We start from the raw sequence: 19,595 nt of genomic DNA, 5'->3' as shown, positions 1-19,595 counted from the left end.
TTAAGTGAAAGCATAAAAGGAGTAAATAACTATGAGTAAAGTTCATTATCATTTTGATCATGTTGGTTCTTACCTTCGTCCACAAGCTTTAAAAGAAGCACGTGAAAAATTTGCCAATGGTGAGATTTCGCAAGATGAATTGTTGAAAGTACAAGATGAATTGGTTAAGGAATTGGTTCATCATGAAGTAGAAAATGGTCTTCAAGTCGTTTCTGATGGTGAATTTGGTCGTTCTTGGTGGCACCTTGACTTCCTATGGAACCTAACTGGTTTTGAAGCTTACCAACAAGAGGATTCATATAAATTCCATGGAGCTAAGACACGTACAACTAACGTTCGTATCAATGGTAAAATTGCTGAAAATCCTAATCATCCTTTCTATCGTGACTTTGAATATCTTAAATCAGTGACTCCTGAAGGAATTACTCCAAAAGTAACTATTCCAAGTCCATCACTCATCATTAACCGTGACCACCGTAGTGATCTTTATGCAGATTACTATGATTCATGGACAGATTTCCTTGATGATTTGGCTAAAGCTTACCATGATACCATCCAACATTTCTACGATTTGGGTGCACGTTATGTACAGTTGGATGATACGACTTGGGGTTATTTGATTCAACAGTTTGAGAATGAAAAAAATAATCCTGAGAAAACAGCTGAGTTGGCAAAAATTGCTGAGGATGATGTGTACACTATCAATAAAGCCTTGGAAGGTCTTCCAGAAGATTTGACTTTGGCTACTCATATTTGTCGTGGGAACTTTAAGTCAACTTATCTTTTTGAAGGTGGCTATGATTCAGTAGCTAAATATCTTGGTCAATTGAACTATGATATCTTCTTCTTGGAATACGATGATGCGCGTTCAGGTAGCTTTGCACCACTTCCAACGATTTGGAATAACCGTGATCATGTTGAATTGGTGCTTGGTGTGATTACTTCTAAGGATCCAGCTTTGGAAGATGTAGATGCTGTCATCGCTCGTATTCATGAAGCGGCTGAGCTTGTACCACTTAAGAACCTTGGTATCTCAACTCAATGTGGTTTTGCCTCAACTGAAGAAGGTAATATCTTGACTGAGCAAGATGAGTGGAATAAATTGCAATTGATTAAAACAATTACTGATAAAGTTTGGTCATAATAGAAAAAATGCAGAGGACAGGCTCAGCTTGTTCTCTCTTTTTATGAATATAGAAAGGAAGTGTCATGAATTATAAAGAGGTGGTGGCCAGTATCAAGTTGTTGTTGGGAGTGATGTACCAAATATATACCGCGCTTTGGAAGGGTTATTGGATCTAGATGAAGTATCTAAGGAATCATCGGAAAAACAAGATAGAACTCCTCTTCAAAGCTTTTTAGCCCTTATTTCTGGGATTTTCACCCCAATCTTACCAGTAATTACAGCAGCAGGGATGATCAAGGCTGTTTTGTCCTTTTGGGTTGTCTTTAAGGTAGTAGCTGTAGATGATGTTAACTATCAAGTTCTTAATTTTATTGGCGATGCTAGATTTTATTTCTTACCTGTATTTTTAGGTGCCTCAGCAGCTCGACAGTTTAAGACGAATGCTCAATTGGGGATGTTGATTGGTGCTATTTTATTACACCCAACTTTTACTCAGATTGTGACAACTGCCAAGGAATCAGGTCATGGCGTCTCTTTCTTTAGTATTCCTCTTACATTAACTTCTTACTCATCAACGGTTATCCCTGTTATTTTGGCAGTTTGGTTTATGAGTTACGTGGAGCGCTTTGCGATTAAAATTTCACCAAAAGCTGTGAAGTTTTTCTTGGTTCCTATGATTACGACCTTAATTACTGCAATCGTAACACTTTAGATTTTAGGTCCAATTGGTGCTGTCATTGGTAACTGGTTGGGTGACTTCTTTAAGTGGTTGGAAAACTTTGGCCCATGGGTTGTTCCGACAATTGTAGGAGCAACCTTCCCGTTAATGGTTACAACAGGAACTCACTATGGCTTAGTATCCATTGGAATCAATAACCGTATGACTATTGGTTATGATACGATTGCACAGCCAGGTGCTTTGGCTTCAAATGTGGCTCAGGGTGGAGCAGCCCTTGCTATTGCTTTAAAAACTAAGGATACCAATAAAAAAGCTCTGGCTTCATCTGCTGGGATTACTGCGATTTGTGGAATTACGGAACCGGCTCTTTATGGGGTAACTTTACAAAATAAAGCAGCCCTTATAGGATCTATTGTTGCCGGGGGAGTAGGTGGCTTCTTCCTTGGTATTTTAGGTGCGAGAAATTTTGCGGGTGGTTCCCCAGGTCTCTTGACGATTGCTGCGTATATTGGTGAAGATACACTTAAATATTTTTACACAGCTATTGCAGGTCTTGTAATTTCTGTTGTGGTATCTTTCATTGTGACCTTCATTCTTTATAAGGAAGATTAATGATTGTGGCAGGCCGAGAGGTCTGTTTCTTTCTGACGTTGAAAAATCCTCCACCATTTCCCAAAAGCTATATAAATTATGATAGAATAGAGTGATTATATCTGTAATAACGGAAAAGGAGGGCAGGTCTATCTGAGGCCTGTATCATCATTATGAAACTTCAAAAACCTAAGGGAACGCAGGATATTTTACCTGCGGATAGTGCCAAATGGCAGTACGTAGAAAATGTTGCACGTGAAACATTTAAGAAATACAATTATGGTGAAATTCGTACACCTATGTTTGAACATTACGAGGTCATTTCACGTTCAGTAGGTGATACAACTGACATCGTTACTAAGGAAATGTATGATTTTCATGATAAGGGAGACCGTCATATTACACTTCGTCCAGAAGGAACAGCACCGGTTGTACGCTCTTATGTAGAAAACAAACTCTTTGCGCCAGAGGTCCAAAAACCTGTTAAAGTTTATTATATTGGATCAATGTTCCGTTATGAACGTCCTCAAGCAGGACGCTTGCGCGAGTTCCACCAACTAGGTGTAGAGTGCTTTGGATCAAAAAATCCTGCAACAGATGTTGAAACCATTGCTATGGCCTACCAACTCTTTAATACGCTTGGCATTAAGGATGTTACCCTTCATTTGAATAGCCTTGGAAATACTGAGAGTCGTCTGGCTTATCGTCAGGCCTTGATTGACTATTTGACACCAATGCGTGAAAGTTTGTCAAAAGATAGTCAACGTCGTTTGGATGAAAATCCTTTGCGAGTACTCGATTCAAAAGAAAAAGAAGATAAGGTTGCCGTTGAAAATGCTCCATCTATCCTTGATTATTTAGATGAAGAAAGTCAAGCGCACTTTGACGAAGTACGTACCATGCTTGATAGTCTTAACATTCCTTACGTGATTGATACTAATATGGTACGTGGTCTTGATTACTACAACCACACGATTTTTGAATTTATTACCACTATTGATAAGTCTGAATTGACAATTTGTGCAGGCGGTCGTTACGATAGTTTGGTTGAATACTTCGGTGGTCCAGAAACAGCTGGTTTTGGTTTTGGACTTGGTTTAGAACGCTTGCTTTTGGTTCTTGATAAACAAGGTATTGAGCTTCCGGTGGAAGAAAATCTGGATGTTTACATTGCAGTACTTGGTTCAGGTGCCAATGGCAAAGCTCTTGAGTTAGTTCAAGCTATCCGCTATCAAGGATTTAAGGCTGAACGTGATTATCTTGGACGTAAGATTAAGGCACAATTTAAGTCAGCAGATACCTTCAAGGCCAAGACGGTTATCACATTAGGTGAGAGTGAAGTGGAGTCAGGTCAGGTTAATGTCAAAAATAATGCTACTCGTGAGGAAGTTACTGTAAGTTTCGAAGAGCTAACTAAAAACTTTGCTGCAGTCCTCGAACAGTTAGAAAAGTAGGGGGCGTATGGTTAGTATAGTTGATATGCTCAAACGGAGTGAAAAGTTCAGTTTGGCTTTTGATCGCAGTATGCCCATTCGTTTCCAACAACAGTTTTGGCAGTTGATTGCCTTTCTTGATAAACATGATATTACTTGGTTTAATGATGAGCCTGCAAGTGATCATGCGATGTGTCAGCAATTACTTGGTCAAGTTTGGCGTCAGGATTGTCAAGATGTGGTCTTGAGTTTTGAAACCCAGGAACGTTATTTGGGATGGCAGGTAGACGAGGAAACTGATGAACTTAGTGTTATCATTGAAGATGTTTACGGATTCCGTTGGAATAGTTTACTTGACTTAGAAACAGCCGATTATCGTTTTGAAGATTTTGAAGAGTTTGCTGAGGATTACGTGGATACTAGTGATTTGTTGAAACAATTTGGCAAATAGTTTTATAAAAAAGAAAGTCTATTAAAATTCTAACCTGAAATGGGTGGGGTTTTGATGGGCTTTTTGCTATAATAGTTAAGACTAAAAAATTAACGAAAGAAGTGTATTTATGGAACGTTCTATGTATGCCGGACGTGTTCGTAGTGAACACATCGGAACTACTATTACTTTGAAAGGTTGGGTATCTCGCCGTCGTAACCTCGGAGGTTTGATTTTCATCGATCTTCGTGACCGTGAAGGTTTGATGCAGTTGGTTGTTAACCCTGAAAATGCGGATGCTAATGTTGTTGAAACAGCTGAAAGCTTGCGTAGCGAATTTGTTATTGAAGTAACAGGAACTGTTGAAGCGCGTGAACAAGCTAATGATAACTTGCCTACAGGTGCTGTCGAACTTAAAGTTGAAGACCTTAAAGTCCTTAATACTGCCAAAACAACACCATTTGAAATCAAAGATGGTGTTGAGGCTAGTGATGATACACGTATGCGTTACCGCTATTTGGATCTTCGTCGTCCAGAGATGTTGGAAAACTTTAAGCTCCGTGCAAAAGTAACTCACGCCATCCGTAATTATCTTGATGACTTGGAATTTATCGATGTTGAAACACCAATGTTGACAAAATCTACACCAGAAGGTGCTCGTGATTACTTGGTTCCAAGCCGTGTTAGCCAAGGTCACTTTTATGCTCTTCCGCAAAGTCCTCAAATCACTAAACAATTATTGATGAATGCTGGTTTTGACCGTTATTATCAAATTGTTAAGTGTTTCCGTGATGAAGATTTGCGTGGAGACCGTCAACCTGAGTTTACACAAGTTGACTTGGAAACGTCATTCCTTAATGAGCAAGAAATCCAAGATATTACAGAAGGATTGATTGCTAAGGTTATGAAAGAAACTAAAGGAATTGAAGTTACACTACCATTCCCACGCATGTCTTACGATGATGCCATGAATAACTATGGTTCTGACAAGCCAGATACACGCTTTGACATGCTTTTACAAGACTTGACAGAGGTTGTCAAGGGTGTAGACTTCAAAGTGTTTGCTGAAGCGCCAGCTGTTAAGGCAATTGTTGTCAAAGGAAATGCAGACAAATACTCACGTAAAAGTATTGACAAGTTGACAGAGTTTGCCAAACAATTTGGCGCTAAAGGTCTTGCTTGGGTTAAGATGACTGACGGAGCTCTAGCAGGTCCAGTTGCTAAATTCTTGACAAGTATTGAAGATAAGTTGACAGATGCTTTACACCTTGAAGAGAATGATCTAGTTCTTTTTGTAGCAGATACACTTGAAATCGCTAATAACACACTTGGTGCTTTGCGTAATCAAATTGCTAAAGAACTTGACATGATTGACAACACTAAGTTCAACTTCCTTTGGGTTGTCGATTGGCCAATGTTTGAGTGGTCTGAAGAAGAAGGACGCTATATGTCTGCTCACCACCCATTTACTTTGCCAACAGAAGATTCTGCAGCAGAGCTTGAAGGAGATCTTTCCAAGGTACGTGCTGTAGCTTATGATATTGTCTTGAATGGTTATGAGCTTGGTGGAGGAAGTCTACGTATCAATCATAAAGACCTACAGGAACGTATGTTGAAAGCCCTTGGTTTCTCTGAAGAATCAGCCTATGAGCAATTTGGATTCCTTCTTGAAGCTATGGACTATGGTTTCCCACCACATGGTGGTTTGGCTATCGGTCTTGACCGTTTTGTTATGCTTCTTGCAGGTAAAGATAATATCCGTGAAGTGATTGCCTTCCCTAAAAATAATAAGGCATCAGATCCTATGACTCAGGCCCCAAGTCTTGTGGCTGATAAACAGTTGGAAGAACTTGCCCTTCATGTAGATTTAGAAAATGAATAAAGCACCTCTTCATAAACATGTTAAATTTGTAGCGAAAAAGTCTGCGAAGAAAATGGGCGTTTTGCAGGCTGTACGTAGTATTTCCCGTGAAAAATATACTGAAAAAGTCTCAGCTTCTTTACTTTATGGTCTCTTATCGTCAATCGCCGTTAATTTCTTTTTTCAACCTGGACATGTTTACTCCAGTGGAGCAACAGGTTTGGCACAGGTTTTATCGGCATTGAGTGTTAGAACTTTGGGCTTTGAGATACCAGTATCATTGACTTTCTATGCGATTAATATCCCTCTCTTGATTATGGCTTGGTACAAGATTGGCCATAAATTTACAATCTTTACCTTCATTACAGTAACGATGAGCTCCCTTTTTATTCAGGTGATGCCACATGTAACCTTGACAGAGGATCCTTTGATCAATGCTATCTTTGGTGGTTTGGTCATGGGTACGGGGATTGGTTTCGGTTTAAAATCACGTATCTCTAGTGGGGGGACGGATATCGTTAGCCTCACTATTCGTAAGAAAACAGGTCGTGATGTTGGTAATATCTCCTTGATTGTCAATGGAATTATCATGGTTTTTGCGGGCATTCTTTTTGGTTGGAAATATGCTCTTTATTCAATGGTGACTATTTTTGTTTCTAGTCGAGTTACAGATGCGATTTTCACAAAACAAAAGAAAATGCAGGCTATGATTGTCACAAGTAATCCTGACCCAGTTGTAAGGATGATTCAGAAGAAACTCCACCGTGGAGTAACGCTGATTAATGATGCGGAAGGGACTTATAATCACGAAAAGAAAGCAGTATTACTGGCGATTATTACGCGTGAAGAGTATACTGACTTCAAGCATTATATGAGAAAGACAGATCCCAAAGCCTTTGTCTCCATCGCAGAAAATGTACATATTCTAGGTCGTTTTGTTGATTTAGATGACTAACAAAAAAAGGAAGTTGACGAACGTTAGCTTCTTTTTTGTTGGAGAGAATTCTTGACGAAATGCCTGCTTGACTTTACAATATCAGTATGATTAGATTTTTAATTCCAACCGCAAAAGAAATGAAGGCCAGTAAGGAAGTTTCGTCTCAAAAATTATCCGAAAAGAGTGCGGCTATCCTAACTGAAATGGCAAAATTGTCCACAGATGAATTATCCACAGCTTATAAAATAAAGCCTGAGCAGGCTGAGAAAGAAAAGCAGCGCTGGGCTGCGATTTTATCGGGAGAAGCGAAAACCTATCCGGCTATCGAGCTTTTTAATGGACTGATGTATCGTCACATCAAACGTAGTGACTTATCCACATGTGAAAAAGAATTCTTAGACCAACAAGTATTTATCACATCTTCTTTTTATGGAATCATTCCCGCTTTTTACCCGATTCAAGAACATCGTCATGACTTTCATACGAAGATTAAGGTTGATGGTCAGTCCTTAAAAAACTATTGGCGTGCTGAATATGATCAATTTTTAGAGGAGAGTCAAGTTCCGGTTGTTTCTTTGCTTTCAAGTGAATTCGAGGATGTTTTTAGTCCAACTCTTCGTAAGCAGTTATTCACGGTTAGTTTTATGGAAGACCGCAATGGGGTTCTTAAGACTCACTCTACGATTTCCAAAAAGGCAAGAGGGGCTTTTTTGACAGCTGTTATGGAGGAGAATTGTCAAACGATTAATGATTTACGAAAATTGTCTTTTGATGAGTTTAATTATCGTGAGGATTTATCCTCTAATAATGAGCTAGTTTTTGTTAAAATTGCATAAAAAGTCTGAGTTATAAGCTCAGACTTTTTTATAGCATATCTTTACGATCGACTTGTTCATAGTTCGTTTGACCGTCATTTAGCTTGTCCCAAATAACGACTTCTCCTTGATTAAGAGATTTTTTGACATCAATAATACGTTGATTAGATGATCCTCGAAACTGGAGCATAAGGTTCTTTTTAGTGATGTCAAAGCGGCCGTCAACGAGAATGTCAACGAGTTGAAGAAGTTCTAGTTTATCAGGAGTTTCAAGCATCAACTCCTCCCAAGTATAACCAGTCCAAGACCAGATATCTTTTTCCGGGAGTTCCTCACGAATGCGTTTGACTAGGGGAATGAGAATTCCTGTGTTTAGGAAGGGTTCACCACCAAGTAGCGTGAGACCTTGTACGTAAGGTTGAGCTAGATCCCTCATGATTTGTTCTTCAAGTTCTTTAGTATAGGGAATTCCTGCCTTAAAGGACCAGGTGGCAGCGTTATAGCATCCCTCGCAATGAAACATGCAACCAGAGACGTAAAGGGAGTTACGCACGCCTTCACCATCAACGAAATTAAAAGCTTTGTAGTCAATAATACGTCCTTGGCTAAGTTCTTCAGACTTCCATTCCTGTGGTTTTGGTGTATTCCATGTCATGATTCTACTCCAAATCTATCCAATAGCGCTCAGTTTCATGGCGAATGTTCTCCAACTGGCCACCGTTGGCTAATATAACAGCTCGACTAGCAGGATTCTTGATACTACAAGTGACCAGAGCACGATGAATATTCTTGTCTTTAGCTACTTGTAAGCCTTGACGGAGTGATTCTTTCGCATAACCCTTTCCTCGTTCGGATGGACGGATAGAGTAGCCAATATGGCCCCCTTTTTCTAGTAAGTAGTCATTTAATCGGAGACGAAGGTTGAGGAAACCAAGAGCATGATCCGCTTCGTCAAAACTAACCAGCTGGATAGCAGGAACCCAGTTTTCAGGAATATTGAGTCCCGCTTCCGCTTGAATATTTTCTTCCAGCCACTCTTCATAAACAAAATTGTCGGGGTTCCAAAATCCACCATCATGAGCAGATTGCTCCCTTTCAAATTCAGCCATCATCTCTAAGATAGCTTCTTTATCTGTTTGACTCGGTCGGCGTAAGATCATATTATTTCTTCTTTCCAGCTTTTTTCAAAAGGGCTTGGACACGTGCTTTTTTATCGTTTTTTACAGTTGCATTTTTTTCGTGGTAACGTTCCACTTGTTGCATACCTTTATAATCTAACTGATATTTTCCCATTATATTCCTTTCTAAAAATGAAATAAGCAAAGCAGTTGGAAGGTATCATCCAGCTGCTTCTAGTTTATTATAATGTATTCTAGGTCTTATTAAAGGTGTTTACCTTCATATTTTATGGTTGAACCGTTCATGTGTTTGACTCGAGCAGAGATTTCTTTGTGGCGTCCTTTAACCATTGGGCGTGCCTGTGGATTTCCTAGATAGCCGCAAGTACGTTTGACAACATCAACTGTTTTAGGATCTGTGTTGCCACAGTTAGGACACATGAATCCACGTTCTGTTGGGGTGAAGTCCCCTTCAAAGTCACACTTGTAGCATTTATCAATTGGAGTATTCGTTCCGAGGTAACCGACACGGTCATAAGCAAAGTCCCAGACAGCTTCGAGTGCCTTTGGATTTTGCTGGAGAACTGGATATTCGCAGTAATGGATGAATCCACCAGTTGCGCCAGCTTCGGGGTAAGCTTTTTCGAATTCTAATTTTTCAAATGGTGTTGGATTTTTACGAACATCGTAGTGGAAAGAGTTGGTGTAATACTCTTTATCTGTGATATCAGTCACGACACCGAACTTTTCAGTATCCAAACGACAGAAACGATCCGTCAAACTCTCTGATGGTGTTGAATAAACAGAGAAATGATAATCATATTCGTCAGACCAACTTTCACAAGCATTTTTCATAGATTTAACGATATCTAACGTGAATGCTTTGGCTTCTGGATTAGTCTCCCAGTCACTACCATAAAAAACGGATGCTACTTCATAAAGCCCAATATAACCAAGTGATACAGTTGCACGACGATGTTTGAAGAGTTGATCTACATTATCGAATTTACCTAGACGTTGGCCAAAGGCCCCGTACTGATAAAGAATAGGTGCATTAGCAGGTGTAGCTTCTTTGACACGTTCAACTCGGTAGACGAGTGCATCTTTGGCAATTCCCATTCTTTCTTCAAAAATTTCCCAAAATTTATCTTGGTCTCCCTTAGATTCTAGGGCAATTCGAGGAAGATTAAGGGTTACAACACCCAGATTCATTCGTCCAGAATTAACTTCAACACCATTTTCATCCTTCCACCCCTGGAGGAAGGAACGACATCCCATAGGAGCCTTAAAGGAACCTGTCAATTCAACGATTTTGTCATATGACAAGACATCTGGATACATACGCTTTGTTGCACATTCAAGAGCTAGTTGCTTAATATCGTAGTTAGGTGAGCTAGGCTCTAAGTTAAGTCCACGTTTTAAGGTAAAAATGAGTTTAGGGAAAATGGCTGTACGGTGCTCGGAGCCAAGTCCTAAAATACGAACTTGTAGGATAGCCTTTTGGATTTCACGCTCAAACCAGTTTGTCCCTAAACCGAAACCGAGGGAGGTAAAGGGAGTTTGTCCATTCGAAGTGAAAAGCGTATTAATCTCGTATTCAAGAGATTGCATAGCATCGTAGATATCTTTACGCGTTTTGGCGCGTGCATAGTCTTCACGTTTTTCTTCAGCTACCCACTCTTTAGCATCAGCTAAGTGTTTTTTGTAGTTAAGTTCTGCGTAAGGAGCTAAAAACTCATCGATACGGTCTGCAGTACAGCCACCATATTGACTAGAGGCAACATTTGCGATGATTTGTGAAATTTGTGCTGTTGCAGTTTGAATGGATTTAGGACTTTCAACTTCAGCGTTACCAATTTTAAAACCATTTGCCAACATGCCTTTGAAGTCAATCAAACAACAGTTGGTCATAGGTGTGTAAGGGCTGTAGTCTAAATCGTGGAAATGGATATCTCCCTTTTGATGAGCATTTGCTACGTGTGGAGGAAGCATCTTAAGTCCTACAGATTTTCCGACAATTCCTGCGGTTAAATCACGTTGCGTATTGTAAAGATCGCTATCTTTATTAGCATTTTCGTGAACAACAGCCTGGTCTTTATTAACAAGTTTACTAATGGTGAAATTGATGTCAGTAGCCTGAGAACGCTCAAAATCACGTTTGGTACGATAGTTGATATATTCTTGAGCGATAGCATATTCGTTAGCTTCGAGTAACTCGTGCTCTACTATGCTTTGGATTTCATATATTTTGATATTTTGAGTGAAGCGGTCATTGATTTCAGCAACAATACGGTTGGCAATTCCCTCCAACTTTGCTTCAATCAAGGGTGTGATAGGTGTAATAGCTTCACTTGCTTTTAGGATAGCCTCATATATTTTACTTGAATCAAAGACAACCATACGACCATCACGTTTGATGACTTTGATATCAGGGTTGATTGTAACCTTTTCTTTTTCTAATGTAATCATCTAAAAATCACCTCGCTACTAATTATAGCACTAGGCAAAAAAAAATCAATATATTGTGGTATATTTTTATCTCAACCACTATATATTGATTTTTTGACCTATTTTAGGACGTAAACAGTGTATCGTTCAACGCCTTTTACAGGGGCTTTTTTATAGTTTTTTGAAAGTGTAGATTTAACATCAGAAGGTAGTTGTGTATCTTGTTGGACAACGATATATTGTGCTGAATCTTGGATAATAGTATCTGAGAGAGCTTTCTGATGACTAGATTTAGCTGTGTTAAGTTCTGGAAGAACAAATTGTGAGGCTGCTTTACGACCGCTTTCCAAATAAATTTTTGCTGATGAATCGTAAACGTAGATAGTTTCATCCTTCTTAGTATTTTTAGCGAGGTAATTTGCAACAGTACTACGTTCAGTATTATTTCCTAAATTAAATAGGAATATAATGATTGGCATCGCGAAAGCAAATGCAAAGACTGCAATAGGTAAGAAGTAATTACGACTAAGGAAGATACCAAAAACTTTAAGTGTGTGAATCTGGTTACCATTACGACGTCGGTGAGAAGTTCGCTCTGCTCTCTTTTTAATAGCATCATCTAAAGAAAGTGCTGTCAAGACTAGACCATAAGGTACGATGTTGAGAATACTGTAAAGCCCAAAGCTTTGAGAGAACAAGCTGTAAACTACTGTAAAGATAAAACTAAGGAGTAGTACCCACTTGATGCTCTTATCTTTAGCATCGCCAAGAAGGTGGTTGCTTGTAGTCAGTGCACCAACAAGTAATCCAGAGCCTATAACAGCAAAACTTTGGTAAGCTAACGTAAGTAGAAAGTCATTTTTTTCTACAGCGAGTTGTGTAAAGTTGTAAACCAAAACTTGGTTAATATAGTCCGATGTAATTTGTAAATTTAGGATAAAGTAAAGACATAGATACAATACTAGAATGTTACCAAAAATAATACAAAGAACTTGATAAAAACCACGAGCAAAGTGTTTGTTGACAAGGTTGTAAACGAAGATTGTCACAAGTGACAATATCCAGAAAATAAGAGTTCGAGCTTCAAAAAGAGCTCCTGCAGTGCCAGCGAAGCCGTAAAGAATAAAGGCTTCATCACGACTGTGACCCGCAAAGTAACGAGTTAAGAAGAAGATGGCACCTAGGACAAAAGGCATAGCAAATTGGATAGGGTAGAGACCACCAAAACCAAGTGTTCCATTAGTGACATAGAAAATAATACTAATTAGAGTGGCAATTTCCTTCTTGTTTGTCATGTGCATGACAGTCTTGTAAAGGTAACTTCCAGAAAGATAGTAGGTAAGGAATTGAATAGGAATCAGCCAAAGAGTTGATCCTAAACGGAAAGCCAGAGAAACTAGTAAGTAATAAAAGAAGCCGCCTGTCGCAAAAAAGTCAGAGTAGGGTAAGCTACCATTGGCAAACATTTTTGCAATGTAAAGGTTTTGAGACTGTATATTATTGGCAAAGTCTGTAAAGCAGGGAACTGATATACTAAAAATACTCAAAATCAAACTGAGAATCAGGATATGGCCTCTATGCTTCCATGGAAGTGAAATCTTAGTTTTTTTCTCTATTTGAGACGAATTTGATTCTTCTGTATGTCCCTGAATTGTCACTTCAATCTTTTCGGATTGATTATCTTGTATATGAGATTGATGGTGGCTTCGATGATAACCTTGGTAGCCACTTGAATCTAAAGTATTGTCTTCGTTGTATGGACTCACAATTAAACTCCTTTGTTGACATTTGGATAGTTATAAATAAAAGGGTCTTATCCCCTAATTGTCTTATTTAAAGTATATCAGATAATACCATTTAGTCAATTTTCCTCTAATTTCTTACATTTAAGAAAAAAATATCTAAAAAAGAGACTGAGATACAATATCCCAATCTCTTTTTAACAAGTCATTTCTTTGCCTATGGCATTGATTATTTTTTAGTTTTCATCGATGAAGCTATTGAAAACTTCTTCAATCATATCCCATTCAGCATCTGAATCTTCAGGGATTGGTTGAAGGTCGCCTTCAGTACCGTCTTCATTTTCAGTGAATGAGTATGCTTGGATTTCAATTTCTCCATTAGCATCTTCTTCAGCACCAGCTGGTACCAAAAGAACATAGTTTTTACCAAATTCTTCGCGTCCATCAATAGTCAACAAGATTTCAAAAAGTGTTTCATTTCCTTGTTCGTCTACTAAAGTGATGACTTCATGATCATGGTTGTGGTCGTGATTGTGTGACATATTGTTCTCCTTTTTGTAGAGAGCACTGAATAGTGAGGAAATCTAGTATATTGCTTGGCAGTTTACTAGATTGTCACTTGACTATTAGGTCTCTATTACACTTTCTTAAAACATTCGATCGAGGTAGTTTTGTAGAATAAGTTGGGCAGCTAATTTATCAATAACTTTTTTACGTTTACCACGGCTGATATCTGCTTGTTCAACCAACATACGCTCGGCTTGAACAGTTGTCAAGCGTTCGTCTTGGTAATCTACAGGAATTCCAAAGATTTCCTTGATTTTGTAACCATAGGCTTTGCTTGCCTCAACACGTGGTCCTTCAGTGTTATTCATATTTTTAGGAAGACCAACAACAAATTTTTCTACCTTATATTCTTTAACGAGCTCGCCTAGTCGGTCGAAACCAAACTCTTCAGCCTCCTCGTCAATTTTAATAATTTCAACGCCTTGGGCTGTAAAACCGAGGGGATCACTAATCGCAACTCCTACTGTTTTTGAGCCAACATCAAGTCCCATTACTCGCATTAGAGGTCAATTCCATTTCCTTTAAGATAATAGCGAACGAGTTCTTCAACGATTTCATCACGTTCGTATTTACGAATCTGGTTACGGGCGTCATTATAACGCGGAACATAAGCAGGGTCACCGCTCAGAACATAACCGACGATTTGGTTGATAGGATTATAACCTTTCTCAGCTAACGAACGGTAGACATTTGTCAAAGTATTACTGATTTCATCTTTGCTACCGTCGTCTAGGTTGAAACGAACAGTTTCATCTGTAAATCCCATACTGACACCTTCTTTCTATAAGAATTATCTGTTAGTTCTTTATTATAACATAAGTATAGCCAAAAGGGAAAGACGATGAACAAAAAAAGAGACGACTGAAGCCATCTCTCTTAATATCCAATAAGATTAAACGCGTTCAACTTTACCAGATTTAAGCGCACGAGCTGAAGCCCAAACTTTTTTAGGTTTACCATCAACAAGGATAGTAACTTTTTGAAGGTTAGGTTTAACGGCACGTTTAGTTTTGTTCATAGCGTGTGAACGGTTGTTTCCAGAAACAGTTTTACGTCCTGTAAAGTAACATACTTTAGCCATTTCGTGTTTTCCTCCTAGGTAGAATTTATTACGGATGTGCTAGCACCACATACCAAAACATTCTATCATAAGAATTTAGGTTTGACAAGAACTATTTATAATTTCTTTTTATAACAAAATAGTATATGCTTATTATAATAAGAAAAAATCAGTTAAAAAAGGAGAGAAGATGCCAGATAATCTTGCTCTACGCATGCGTCCACGTACAATTTCAGAGGTGATTGGTCAGAAGCATTTGGTTGGTGAAGGTAAAATTATTCGCCGTATGGTAGAAGCGAATATGCTGTCGTCAATGATTCTCTACGGGCCACCAGGAATCGGGAAGACCTCAATAGCTAGTGCTATTGCAGGAACAACAAAATTTGCTTTTAGAACCTTTAATGCTACTGTTGATAGCAAGAAACGCCTACAGGAAATTGCGGAAGAGGCTAAATTTTCAGGTGGCTTAGTTCTGCTTCTAGATGAGATTCATCGTTTGGATAAAGCTAAACAAGACTTTTTATTGCCACTCTTAGAGAATGGTAATATTATCATGATTGGGGCTACAACGGAGAATCCGTTTTTTTCTGTCACACCAGCCATCCGTAGTCGTGTACAAATATTTGAGTTGGAACCACTCTCTAACGAGGATATTAAGGAAGCTATACTAGGTGTTCTAGAGGACAAGGAGCGTGGCTTTGACTTTGATGTCCAGTTAGATGAGGATGCTCTAGATTTTATTGCTACGGCTACTAATGGTGATTTACGTTCGGCTTATAATTCCTTAGATTTAGCTGTCATGTCGACGCCAGCTTCAGAAGATGGGCTTCGCCATATTACTTTAGATACAGTGGAAAATAGTTTACAACGTAGCTATATCACCATGGATAAAGACGGTGATGGACACTATGATGTACTTTCTGCTTTGCAAAAATCTATTCGAGGCTCTGATGTTAATGCCAGTCTTCACTATGCAGCACGTTTGGTTGAAGCAGGAGATCTCCCTAGTCTAGCACGACGCTTGACTGTGATTGCGTACGAGGATATTGGTTTAGCTAATCCTGATGCGCAAGTTCACACGGTTACAGCTTTGGAAGCTGCACAGAAAGTAGGTTTCCCAGAGGCGCGTATTTTGATTGCCAATGTAGTTGTTGACTTAGCTTTATCTCCTAAGTCGAATTCGGCTTATATGGCTATGGATGCTGCCTTGGCAGACCTTAGAAAATCAGGGAATTTACCTATTCCTCGTCATTTGAGAGATGGACACTATGCTGGAAGCAAGGAACTGGGCAATGCACAAGATTACAAGTATCCCCATGCTTATCCTGAAAAGTGGGTCAAACAACAATATCTTCCGGATAAATTAAGAGGTGTGAATTATTTCCAACCCAATGAAACCGGGAAATATGAAAGAGCTCTTGGAGCTAATAAAGAACGGATCGATAAGTTATCTAGGTAATACGAGAGGAATCAACGAAAACGATTGCAAAAAAATTGATTTTTCCTCTTGCAATAATTTTCAAAAGTGGTATTATAAAAACATAGAAATTGCTGTGGTATACGAATCCACATATAAGTGTTGACCGACTAATTTTTGTATTATCGGGAGACAGAGGTCTATTAACAGTGTGCAGGCTGGCTCACCCAGAAGCAACTGAAGTTAGTAGCGAGTCGCCCACCTGCTTTTTTACGTCGCGGGTTCAATACAAACGGTGGATCATCGGTACCAATACAGCATCCAGCCTCCTTAGCTCAGTTGGTAGAGCAGTGGACTCTTAATCCATGGGTCACAGGTTCGAGCCCTGTAGGGGGCATAGAAATACAGAAGAAAAAGCCTTGATTTAAAAGGCTTTTTTGCTTGTCTATAACTGATTTGCCCCATCATTTGCCCCATATTTTTTTATGAGCAATCTTTCCAGACATCTTTGATTTGATTAAATTCCTCAAAAATTTTCTCCTCTAAAGTGTGTCCATATACTTCTACTAACATTGAAATATCTCTATGCCCTAGAATTTTTGCAATAACCCCAAGGTCAAATCCTTTGTGCCAGAGGTAACTTCCATAGGTATGACGTGCTCCTTTTGTCGTGATAATTGGATAAATATCTAATTCATTTAAAAGAACACTCAAAGCTTTATTGACACTAGCAATATCTGGTACCATATGAATATATCCATAATGCTGAAAAATCATTTTATACCTGTTCTTGATACCTAGCTCTTTATTAGCCTTCTCTTGTTCAATTTTTAGGACTTGTAATATCTTAATACATTCTTCGTCTATCGGTACCATACGAATAGACGTTTTGTTTTTTGGAGGGACAAATTTATGAGAAAGGGTATTAAACCTTCTATATGTTTTTAACAGTCCTCTGTCAAAGTCAACTTCATTCCAAGTTAACGCTATTAACTCTCCAAACCTCATCCCTGTTTTTAATAGAAAATAGACGATATAAGGAACAATTGATCGTTGGTAATCAAATTTTCTCTTTACTGCTAAAAGTAAATCCAGATAGTCCTTTTCTGTATGCAAATATTTCTCTTCGGTCATCTGTTGTTCTTTGGATGAAAATAACTCGACATGTTGTGTAAAATCATCTATTAGAACTTTGTCGGCAATTGCCATTTGGATGCTCTGATGGATTCCAGTATTCAATCTACCAAGAAAATTTCTACCAACTGTTTGCCCATACTTATTCATTATTCTTTGGTATTCACTCGCACGAATTTGAGTGACTTTTTTATTTCCAAATAATCTTTCAATTGTGTTTTTACGGAGAAGATATTTTTTCTTTGTCTCTTCCGACCTGCTACTCGGTAGAATTTTTAGTTCAAGCCATTCTTGATATAGATCTACAAGAGAAATATCTCTAGAAATTCTTTTCCCTAAACGAAGTTCTTGCAGAATCGGTTCAGCTTCTGACTCTGCAAGTTTTTTTGTTTTAAAACCGCTATTATGAACAACAGTTTTCCCTTCGCTACGAATTTCATAGGTCCATAAATTACTATCTCCTCGCTTTCGATAACGAACACTTGCCATATTACGCCACCTCAGTTCCTAGAATCTCATTTACAACACTTTTTGGAACAACCATCAAACGTTTGCGATTATAAAATGTATAGCCTCGTGAGACAAGTAATTCTCTTGCCTGATGAATGATATCATTCGCTGTATGAGGGCGATAGCCCATTTCAATTAATTCTTTGTTACTAATTAAATTATTGTCCATAGTTATCCTCCTTATTTATTTTCTAAATTCAGAAACTCGCCTACAAGTAGTTGTAATTCTGCATTTAATTTAGGGAGATTCTGTATTAATACTTCTTTTAATTCTTCCGCAAATTGGTTCGTTTCTTCTCTCAATAGTTTGCGGACTCTTGTTTTTTTCTTTTTGATGCTGTCTGATTTTAAATTTGGAAAAGCTAATGATAACAGTTCAGGATTGTTGAGAAAGATAATTGTAAAGGCTCTTTGATCCACTCGAATATGATCTAGCTTATAAAACCCGAAATTATCAAGTCTACTCATAATATCTTGGACCATCTCCTCACCAATCGCTTTGGTTCTGAGTTGGAACTCTAGTCTCCACCAAAACGGATTCACATCCAAATCTAGCTTCTCTTCTCGCTTGTGAGCAATGATTTCTTTATTCTTATCATATAACCTAACTTGTACATTACTACCGCTAGAACCCCAATATTTCGTCTCTAATTCGCCCCCTCGACCATAGAAGACCTTATGTGTAACACCACCTTTAATATGTTGCAAATTAACGATTTCAGGCCTGTTGAAAATGTCAAATGCCAAATCAAAACGAGACAAACGTACCGTCAATGAATTCAATCTGGCAAAGTACATTAATTGCCTCCATACTTTCATTCCATCAAATTCTTTTAAAGTGTTAGGATTGAAATCAATCCGAATCAATTGTTCACCTCCATAAGTGGATAATTGAAAAAATATAATATTGATTGAATCATACTCATTAAGATCCTTAGCTAAAGCAAAGACATCATCTCGCACGTTATCATGTATTTCAAATGCGTCAACTCTTGTACTTATTGCCTGTTTCAGATTTTTGAAAATTCGTCTTAGGGAACCAGTGTCTGTATCCCAGATAACCGTTAATCTATCAATACTGACATCTAGTCGCTGTACTAATTCTCCTACATCACATCGTTCTTGAATGCTTCTTAAATCTTGTAAAGAAACCAACAAAATTGTCCCCCCTTCTTTTAGATTTTTTAGGTCTCAGAAACACCGTCAAATCAACGTTTGCTCGTTCCGTCGTTCTTTGGACGTTGTCCTAAGTGTACCTTTTTGCTGGCTGTTAGAATAGCCAACTTTTGCTTGGCTAGAAATTGTCTGGACGGCAGTCTTCGGGACTTCGCCTGACTTCCCGTCAGGCTCGCCCTTGTCCTTGTCCACACAATTTCTAGCTCTAAGGCTTCGAATAGTCATAAGTCATCGTCTCATCCTCAACTTCCTCCTCACTCACTATCCCTAAACTTACGAGCTATTTTTTTGTATTATTTATAACTTATTTATAAGTTATAAATATATTTTATAAAAAATATTTTAAATAGTCAACTAAAAACTTGATTTGTAAGTTTATAGGTGATAAAATAAGTTAAAAATAAAAGAATAGGAGTTTTCCATGACCTTTATTATTCAAAATTTTGGACCCAATTTGGCACGCCTACGCATAGAAAAAGGAGTAAGTCAAACTCAACTAGCTGAAGATTTAGGAATTGGTAAACAGTCCATCTCTGATTACGAAAAACAAA

At 38.4% G+C, this 19,595-nt stretch carries 20 protein-coding genes, 1 tRNA gene, 1 other RNA gene and 1 pseudogene; 11 read left to right on the top strand and 12 right to left on the bottom strand.

The genetic code is table 11. The features are described from left to right. Nucleotides 1–31: 31 nt before the first annotated feature. The 7 genes and pseudogenes from HMPREF3112_RS06390 (at nucleotide 32) to yaaA (ending at nucleotide 7,893) form a co-directional block, all read left to right on the top strand. A complete protein-coding gene (locus tag HMPREF3112_RS06390) occupies nucleotides 32–1,144 on the top strand; it encodes a vitamin B12 independent methionine synthase (protein WP_049529086.1) in 1,113 nt (370 codons plus the stop codon). A 271-nt stretch (nucleotides 1,145–1,415) separates the two neighbouring features. Continuing rightward, nucleotides 1,416–2,417 (top strand): annotated as a pseudogene (locus tag HMPREF3112_RS06385) (PTS transporter subunit EIIC). Nucleotides 2,418–2,569: 152 nt separating this feature from the next. Beyond that, a complete protein-coding gene (gene hisS / locus HMPREF3112_RS06380; RefSeq protein ID WP_002885861.1) occupies nucleotides 2,570–3,850 on the top strand; it encodes a histidine--tRNA ligase in 1,281 nt (426 codons plus the stop codon). A 7-nt stretch (nucleotides 3,851–3,857) separates the two neighbouring features. Then, nucleotides 3,858–4,280, top strand: coding sequence for a hypothetical protein (locus HMPREF3112_RS06375; protein ID WP_002885776.1), 423 nt, complete (start codon nucleotides 3,858–3,860; stop codon nucleotides 4,278–4,280). A 109-nt stretch (nucleotides 4,281–4,389) separates the two neighbouring features. Further along, on the top strand, nucleotides 4,390–6,141 hold the full coding sequence (gene aspS, locus HMPREF3112_RS06370; RefSeq protein WP_002885629.1) for an aspartate--tRNA ligase: 1,752 nt from the start codon (nucleotides 4,390–4,392) through the stop codon (nucleotides 6,139–6,141). Further along, nucleotides 6,134–7,075 carry a YitT family protein gene (locus tag HMPREF3112_RS06365; RefSeq protein WP_038676896.1) on the top strand — a complete coding sequence of 314 codons (942 nt, stop codon included), beginning with the start codon at nucleotides 6,134–6,136 and terminating at the stop codon, nucleotides 7,073–7,075. Before aspS ends, HMPREF3112_RS06365 begins: the two co-directional genes overlap by 8 nt. A gap of 86 nt (nucleotides 7,076–7,161) precedes the next feature. Then, nucleotides 7,162–7,893, top strand: a complete 732-nt coding sequence (yaaA, locus tag HMPREF3112_RS06360) for a peroxide stress protein YaaA (protein WP_002885850.1) — start codon at nucleotides 7,162–7,164, stop codon at nucleotides 7,891–7,893. A gap of 28 nt (nucleotides 7,894–7,921) precedes the next feature. On the opposite strand, the gene nrdG is transcribed toward yaaA, so the two are convergent. The 9 genes from nrdG to rpmB all read right to left on the bottom strand — a co-directional run bounded on the left by nrdG (nucleotide 7,922) and on the right by rpmB (nucleotide 14,828). Beyond that, nucleotides 7,922–8,527, bottom strand: coding sequence for an anaerobic ribonucleoside-triphosphate reductase activating protein (gene nrdG, locus HMPREF3112_RS06355; protein ID WP_002885801.1), 606 nt, complete (start codon nucleotides 8,525–8,527; stop codon nucleotides 7,922–7,924). 4 nt (nucleotides 8,528–8,531) lie between these two features. Beyond that, entirely contained in the window at nucleotides 8,532–9,032 is a 501-nt protein-coding gene (locus HMPREF3112_RS06350; protein WP_002885693.1) for a GNAT family N-acetyltransferase, read from the bottom strand. A gap of 1 nt (nucleotide 9,033) precedes the next feature. Further along, nucleotides 9,034–9,165, bottom strand: a complete 132-nt coding sequence (locus HMPREF3112_RS11740; RefSeq protein WP_002885877.1) for a hypothetical protein — start codon at nucleotides 9,163–9,165, stop codon at nucleotides 9,034–9,036. Between the two features lie 89 nt (nucleotides 9,166–9,254). Then, on the bottom strand, nucleotides 9,255–11,459 hold the full coding sequence (gene nrdD, locus HMPREF3112_RS06345) for an anaerobic ribonucleoside-triphosphate reductase (RefSeq protein WP_002885751.1): 2,205 nt from the start codon (nucleotides 11,457–11,459) through the stop codon (nucleotides 9,255–9,257). Nucleotides 11,460–11,557: 98 nt separating this feature from the next. After that, nucleotides 11,558–13,204, bottom strand: coding sequence for a hypothetical protein (locus HMPREF3112_RS06340; RefSeq protein ID WP_038676894.1), 1,647 nt, complete (start codon nucleotides 13,202–13,204; stop codon nucleotides 11,558–11,560). A 212-nt stretch (nucleotides 13,205–13,416) separates the two neighbouring features. Beyond that, nucleotides 13,417–13,722, bottom strand: a complete 306-nt coding sequence (locus tag HMPREF3112_RS06335; protein WP_002887079.1) for a DUF1292 domain-containing protein — start codon at nucleotides 13,720–13,722, stop codon at nucleotides 13,417–13,419. 105 nt (nucleotides 13,723–13,827) lie between these two features. After that, a complete protein-coding gene (gene ruvX / locus HMPREF3112_RS06330) occupies nucleotides 13,828–14,247 on the bottom strand; it encodes a Holliday junction resolvase RuvX (RefSeq protein ID WP_022496180.1) in 420 nt (139 codons plus the stop codon). Beyond that, complete coding sequence (locus HMPREF3112_RS06325) at nucleotides 14,247–14,513, bottom strand: IreB family regulatory phosphoprotein (RefSeq protein WP_002885737.1); 267 nt, start codon at nucleotides 14,511–14,513, stop codon at nucleotides 14,247–14,249. The genes ruvX and HMPREF3112_RS06325 overlap by 1 nt, the downstream gene beginning before the upstream one ends. 126 nt (nucleotides 14,514–14,639) lie before the next feature. Beyond that, a complete protein-coding gene (rpmB, locus tag HMPREF3112_RS06320) occupies nucleotides 14,640–14,828 on the bottom strand; it encodes a 50S ribosomal protein L28 (RefSeq protein ID WP_002885786.1) in 189 nt (62 codons plus the stop codon). 169 nt (nucleotides 14,829–14,997) lie between these two features. Here rpmB and HMPREF3112_RS06315 point away from each other — a divergent pair, with 169 nt between their 5' ends. The 3 genes from HMPREF3112_RS06315 (at nucleotide 14,998) to HMPREF3112_RS06305 (ending at nucleotide 16,621) form a co-directional block, all read left to right on the top strand. Further along, on the top strand, nucleotides 14,998–16,266 hold the full coding sequence (locus HMPREF3112_RS06315) for a replication-associated recombination protein A (RefSeq protein WP_002885641.1): 1,269 nt from the start codon (nucleotides 14,998–15,000) through the stop codon (nucleotides 16,264–16,266). Nucleotides 16,267–16,352: 86 nt separating this feature from the next. Beyond that, a non-coding RNA gene (ssrS, locus tag HMPREF3112_RS06310) (6S RNA) lies at nucleotides 16,353–16,548 on the top strand. Then, nucleotides 16,549–16,621, top strand: a tRNA-Lys gene (locus tag HMPREF3112_RS06305). It begins immediately after the preceding RNA gene. A gap of 86 nt (nucleotides 16,622–16,707) precedes the next feature. Here HMPREF3112_RS06305 and HMPREF3112_RS06300 read toward each other — a convergent pair. Genes HMPREF3112_RS06300 through HMPREF3112_RS06290 form a run of 3 tightly spaced genes read right to left on the bottom strand, consistent with a single transcriptional unit; the run spans nucleotide 16,708 to nucleotide 19,026 of the window. Further along, nucleotides 16,708–17,847, bottom strand: coding sequence for a tyrosine-type recombinase/integrase (locus tag HMPREF3112_RS06300; RefSeq protein WP_070438729.1), 1,140 nt, complete (start codon nucleotides 17,845–17,847; stop codon nucleotides 16,708–16,710). 1 nt (nucleotide 17,848) lies between these two features. Beyond that, a complete protein-coding gene (locus HMPREF3112_RS06295) occupies nucleotides 17,849–18,037 on the bottom strand; it encodes a DUF3173 domain-containing protein (protein WP_000369785.1) in 189 nt (62 codons plus the stop codon). Nucleotides 18,038–18,048: 11 nt separating this feature from the next. Next, on the bottom strand, nucleotides 18,049–19,026 hold the full coding sequence (locus HMPREF3112_RS06290; protein ID WP_002927018.1) for a hypothetical protein: 978 nt from the start codon (nucleotides 19,024–19,026) through the stop codon (nucleotides 18,049–18,051). A 439-nt stretch (nucleotides 19,027–19,465) separates the two neighbouring features. Here HMPREF3112_RS06290 and HMPREF3112_RS06280 point away from each other — a divergent pair. Then, nucleotides 19,466–19,595: helix-turn-helix domain-containing protein (locus tag HMPREF3112_RS06280; RefSeq protein ID WP_141738658.1), on the top strand; the 130-nt coding region annotated here is incomplete at its 3' end.

It is taken from the genome of Streptococcus sp. HMSC10E12, from assembly GCF_001807855.1.
In the GTDB taxonomy this organism is placed as follows: Bacteria; Bacillota; Bacilli; order Lactobacillales; family Streptococcaceae; genus Streptococcus; species Streptococcus salivarius.
Note: the sequence above shows the minus strand (reverse complement) of the source record. Positions and strands in the feature narration are given on the sequence as shown.

What these genes read in the sequence shown, in the direction of transcription:
- HMPREF3112_RS06335 (WP_002887079.1), bottom strand. Translation starts at nt 13,722, where the DNA reads ATGTCACACAATCACGACCACAACCATGATCATGAAGTCATCACTTTA.
- HMPREF3112_RS06315 (WP_002885641.1), top strand. Translation starts at nt 14,998, where the DNA reads ATGCCAGATAATCTTGCTCTACGCATGCGTCCACGTACAATTTCAGAG.
- nrdG (WP_002885801.1), bottom strand. Translation starts at nt 8,527, where the DNA reads ATGACATGGAATACACCAAAACCACAGGAATGGAAGTCTGAAGAACTT.
- hisS (WP_002885861.1), top strand. Translation starts at nt 2,570, where the DNA reads ATGAAACTTCAAAAACCTAAGGGAACGCAGGATATTTTACCTGCGGAT.
- HMPREF3112_RS06295 (WP_000369785.1), bottom strand. Translation starts at nt 18,037, where the DNA reads ATGGACAATAATTTAATTAGTAACAAAGAATTAATTGAAATGGGCTAT.
- yaaA (WP_002885850.1), top strand. Translation starts at nt 7,162, where the DNA reads ATGATTAGATTTTTAATTCCAACCGCAAAAGAAATGAAGGCCAGTAAG.
- rpmB (WP_002885786.1), bottom strand. Translation starts at nt 14,828, where the DNA reads ATGGCTAAAGTATGTTACTTTACAGGACGTAAAACTGTTTCTGGAAAC.
- HMPREF3112_RS06325 (WP_002885737.1), bottom strand. Translation starts at nt 14,513, where the DNA reads ATGGGATTTACAGATGAAACTGTTCGTTTCAACCTAGACGACGGTAGC.
- HMPREF3112_RS06390 (WP_049529086.1), top strand. Translation starts at nt 32, where the DNA reads ATGAGTAAAGTTCATTATCATTTTGATCATGTTGGTTCTTACCTTCGT.
- HMPREF3112_RS06365 (WP_038676896.1), top strand. Translation starts at nt 6,134, where the DNA reads ATGAATAAAGCACCTCTTCATAAACATGTTAAATTTGTAGCGAAAAAG.
- HMPREF3112_RS11740 (WP_002885877.1), bottom strand. Translation starts at nt 9,165, where the DNA reads ATGGGAAAATATCAGTTAGATTATAAAGGTATGCAACAAGTGGAACGT.
- ruvX (WP_022496180.1), bottom strand. Translation starts at nt 14,247, where the DNA reads ATGCGAGTAATGGGACTTGATGTTGGCTCAAAAACAGTAGGAGTTGCG.
- HMPREF3112_RS06300 (WP_070438729.1), bottom strand. Translation starts at nt 17,847, where the DNA reads ATGGCAAGTGTTCGTTATCGAAAGCGAGGAGATAGTAATTTATGGACC.
- nrdD (WP_002885751.1), bottom strand. Translation starts at nt 11,459, where the DNA reads ATGATTACATTAGAAAAAGAAAAGGTTACAATCAACCCTGATATCAAA.
- HMPREF3112_RS06375 (WP_002885776.1), top strand. Translation starts at nt 3,858, where the DNA reads ATGGTTAGTATAGTTGATATGCTCAAACGGAGTGAAAAGTTCAGTTTG.
- HMPREF3112_RS06350 (WP_002885693.1), bottom strand. Translation starts at nt 9,032, where the DNA reads ATGATCTTACGCCGACCGAGTCAAACAGATAAAGAAGCTATCTTAGAG.
- aspS (WP_002885629.1), top strand. Translation starts at nt 4,390, where the DNA reads ATGGAACGTTCTATGTATGCCGGACGTGTTCGTAGTGAACACATCGGA.